We start from the raw sequence: 3,521 nt of genomic DNA, 5'->3' as shown, positions 1-3,521 counted from the left end.
CCGGCACGGCCGGACGGCGAGGCACGGGCGCGGGCGCAGGCGTCGGGCGCGGCGCCTCGGGGGGCCGCCCGGGGATCTGCAGCACCTGCCCTGCCTTCAGCTCGACCGGAAAGGTCAGGCCGTTGTACCGCGCCAGCCCATAGAACTGGTCGGCATCCTTCAGCAGCCGGTGCGCGATCGCGACCAGCGCGTCGCCCGGCTGGACGGTGTAGGCATAGCTCTCATTGCCGTAGAGCGCGTGCGCGTCGGTATCGACCTCGTTCAGCAGCTGGCGCGCGTGGCGGTCCCCCGGCCGATCGTCGACCAGCGCCGCCAGCACCTTGCGCCCCTCGGCGGTGCTGCCCTTCTCCAGCAGCGTGACGGCGGTCACGTAGCGATCCTCGTCGCTCTGCGTCGAGGCCGCCGGCGTCTCGGCCGGGATCGGCTGGATCCTGGGTGGCGGCGTCGATTCGATGCCGCGGTGCCGGTGATGGCAGCCCGCGAGCAGCCCGATCAGCGCCACCGCCGCCGCGCCGCGCCGCGCCGCGCCGTCCGCCGTCGCCATGAACACCACCGCCATCATGCTTCCCCTTACGATGGCCGGCGCTATCGCAAAGCCGGCCCAGCCGCGCAACTCGTCACGGATCCGGATCGGCGACGAGCGCTCGGAACGAACCGGCTGGCGGGCGGTTGCGGCGGGGAGGGAGAGCGGGATGTCGGCCATTTCCGCGCGGACGCTGGCGCTCGCGGCCACCGCGATGCTGAGCGGTTGCGGATCGGCACCCGCGTCCGACAACAGCGCGGCGGGGCTCGCGATCGCTGCTTCGGCTATCGATCCAAAGACCGATCCCTATTACACCGACGCGACCATGACTGCCGATGAGGTTCTCCGGCGCAACGATCTCGCCATCGCGGAAAACAATCGTTCATCCAAGGCGCTGACCCGACTCGAGACTCAGGATACAGGCAAGTTCAAGCGCCTTCAGGACAGATGCTCGACCGCGGCCCATGGGCTCTCATCCACGAACTTTCGCCAGGTGGGGCGTTGCGTGGAAGTGAGCTGGTAAAGGGCTCGCAAAGCCTTATCCCAACGCAATCAACCGCGCCGGGAACGCACGTCGCGGGACAGTCCCGTCGCCACGATCGCTTGGAACGAAGCGGGCGGCGGGCGGTTGCGCCGAAGAGGGAGAAGCCGATGAAGGCTACCATATCGCTGGCGAGTGCGCTCGCCGTGGTGATGCTGGGCGGTTGCGGGGGCGGACGTGCGGGGAACGAGTCGAGCGACAAGCCGATCATAGTCGAGGACGTCAACGGCCAAGATAATCCATACCGCACGGATGCGACCATGAACGCTGCCGAGTTCATCCGGCGTAACAATCTCGCGATCGCTGAGGGCAAGCGGCTGGACGCCGTGCTCGCCCGCTACGCCGCCGCCGATCATCCCAAGTTCGAACGGCTTCAGCTCGCCTGTGTCACCAAGGCGCGCGGCATGCGCATTGAAAACGCGGCCGCGATCTCCCGCTGCGTCGAGCGGGCGTGGTAGTCCATCGCCGCCGCGCTCCCACCCGCCTTCAGAAAGGTCGCTACCGTGGCTATCGGACGATTTGACAAGTTCTTTGCCGACACCACCATCGCCGAAAATAAGTGGCGGGGCGCCGTCGGCCAGAACTACATCGACTCCTATACGATCGCCTTTAGCAAGTACAAAGAAACGTTAGACAAGCAGAAAGAGTCGGACAAGCAGGCGGGCGAGCTGTTCGTCACTGCGGCCTGTCTCGCCACCGGCTCGGTGTTGCTCGGTAGTATCGGCAGCGTCACGATGCAGATGATCGCCAAGCGGACAGTGATCACGCTCGCGCGTAAGACGCTGACCGACAATCTTTTTCGCTTATTTCGGACAATCCGCAAGAACGAGGGCGTGGTGTTCGCGATCGGGAGCTTCACCGACAGTCTGAAAGATAAAATGAAGGAGAAGGCGGAGGGGTTCGTCACCGAATTTTATCATGTCGCCGATAATATCTTGTCGCCCGAACCGATCGTGCAGATGAACCATTTTGAGAATTTCATGCGTGCCAATTCGACCTGCGCGCTCCAAATGGCGGAGCTGATCGAGAGCGAACACACGCTCAGTGAGGCGCAGAAGGACCAGCATTATCAGCGGCTACGGGCCGCTCCCTTCTACGGCGTCCCTGTCCGCCGCACGCCCCCGTTCAAGGCGACGCTGGCCGAGATCATCGAGCTGACGTTCTATCTGTCGGCGATGCTGGAAACCGACATGCTCTCCAAGACGGAAGCCGGCGTTTACGGCATGGACGGCCATGACTCCGCCAAGTCGACGCTGACCCCCATCGGCCAGCGTCCGACCGCCCCCGATTACCCGAAATCGACGGTCCCCGCACCCACCTACTCGATGGCGCACGGCGCGTATCAGACGGTGGCGGTGAACCGCGCCGGCGGCGACGTGCAGAAACGTACCAACGAGCTCAGTACCAAGATCGCCGGCATGCCCGTTTACTCGGCCAGCTTCTTCGGCATGATGGGGCCGCCCGACACGGAGAAGAGCAAGGAGCTGGAGCTGGCGGACCGGATCCTCCAGCTCATCGCCGTCAAGATGAAGCCGCTCGATCCGTTCGAGGCGATCCACTGACGAAACGGCCCACGGACTGTCAACGACATGCAATACCGCATCAACGAGGGCGCGCTGACGCTGGCTGATCCGTGGCAGGATCAGAGCATCAACGTGTTGCTGCCCGGACGGGCGAGCACGCCCGGCGTCAACATGGTGATCGCGCGCGACACGCTGCCGCTCGGCATGGCGTTCGCCGACTATGTCGCGCAGCAGCGTCAGACGTTTCAGGCACAGCTGCCGGACCTCGCGATCGCGGCGGACACGACCGGCGAGATCGACGGGCACCCGGCACAGTTCCTGGACCTGTCCTGGCGCAACGACGGCAAACCGGTGCACCAGCTGATGGCGATGGTGGTGCACGAGGGTGACAAGGTGCTGAACTTCACCTGCTCGCTTCCCGAGCGCGACGCCGACGGCATCCGGCAGGAGATGATCGACGCGCTGATGTCGTTCAAGTTCGGCCCGTGAGCGTGTCGGCCGCCGCGAACGCCCGGCTGGACACCTTGCGGCGCACCACCGCCGCGCAGAGCGACGCCAGCACCGTGTCCGGCATTTCCACCGCCGGCCATGCCGCCACCGCCGCGATCTTCGCCGACGGGCTCGCCACCGCCGCCACGGCGGGCACGGTGGCGCTCAAATGCTTCGCGCGCACGGTGGCGATGCCGGTCGCCGCGGCGATGGCGGGTGCTTGGGTCGCGGAAAAGCTGCACCTGGACGACAAGCTGCTGAAGCTGGCCGAGCCGCTCGGCGCGCGTCCGCTCGCGAAGGTCGGCCGCAGGGCGGCGCACATCGAGCACCAGATCGCGCACAGCAATGCGTTCCGGGGCGCCATCGCCGGGCTGCTGGTCGGGGCGGCGGTGGTGGGCGGCGCGATCCTGATCGTCGGCACCGGCGGGCTGGCGGCGGCGCCGCT

Annotated in this window: 6 protein-coding genes; 5 read left to right on the top strand and 1 reads right to left on the bottom strand. The window is 66.3% G+C overall.

Features of this window, described 5'->3' with window-relative positions:
• The coding region (locus tag HUU95_RS11225) for a LysM peptidoglycan-binding domain-containing protein (protein WP_174280190.1) at window positions 1-559 on the bottom strand (559 nt) is incomplete at its 3' end.
• Here HUU95_RS11225 and HUU95_RS11220 point away from each other — a divergent pair.
• The 5 genes from HUU95_RS11220 to HUU95_RS11200 all read left to right on the top strand — a co-directional run.
• Complete coding sequence (locus tag HUU95_RS11220) at window positions 543-1,046, top strand: hypothetical protein (RefSeq protein ID WP_174280189.1); 504 nt, start codon at window positions 543-545, stop codon at window positions 1,044-1,046. The two genes, HUU95_RS11225 and HUU95_RS11220, sit on opposite strands and share 17 nt — an antisense overlap.
• A 128-nt stretch (window positions 1,047-1,174) precedes the next feature.
• The gene (locus HUU95_RS11215; protein ID WP_174280188.1) at window positions 1,175-1,522 is read left to right on the top strand and encodes a hypothetical protein; all 348 of its coding nucleotides are present in this window, start codon (window positions 1,175-1,177) and stop codon (window positions 1,520-1,522) included.
• A gap of 45 nt (window positions 1,523-1,567) precedes the next feature.
• The gene (locus tag HUU95_RS11210; protein WP_174280187.1) at window positions 1,568-2,626 is read left to right on the top strand and encodes a hypothetical protein; all 1,059 of its coding nucleotides are present in this window, start codon (window positions 1,568-1,570) and stop codon (window positions 2,624-2,626) included.
• A gap of 27 nt (window positions 2,627-2,653) precedes the next feature.
• A complete protein-coding gene (locus tag HUU95_RS11205; protein ID WP_174280186.1) occupies window positions 2,654-3,076 on the top strand; it encodes a DcrB-related protein in 423 nt (140 codons plus the stop codon).
• The coding region (locus tag HUU95_RS11200) for a hypothetical protein (protein WP_174280185.1) at window positions 3,073-3,521 on the top strand (449 nt) is incomplete at its 3' end. The genes HUU95_RS11205 and HUU95_RS11200, both read left to right, overlap by 4 nt.

The organism is Sphingomonas bacterium (genome assembly GCF_903643065.1).
Lineage (GTDB): Bacteria > Pseudomonadota > Alphaproteobacteria > Sphingomonadales > Sphingomonadaceae > Sphingomonas.
This window is presented reverse-complemented; position numbering and strand designations above follow the sequence as displayed.

What these genes read in the sequence shown, in the direction of transcription:
- HUU95_RS11220 (WP_174280189.1), top strand. Translation starts at nt 543, where the DNA reads ATGAACACCACCGCCATCATGCTTCCCCTTACGATGGCCGGCGCTATC.
- HUU95_RS11215 (WP_174280188.1), top strand. Translation starts at nt 1,175, where the DNA reads ATGAAGGCTACCATATCGCTGGCGAGTGCGCTCGCCGTGGTGATGCTG.
- HUU95_RS11205 (WP_174280186.1), top strand. Translation starts at nt 2,654, where the DNA reads ATGCAATACCGCATCAACGAGGGCGCGCTGACGCTGGCTGATCCGTGG.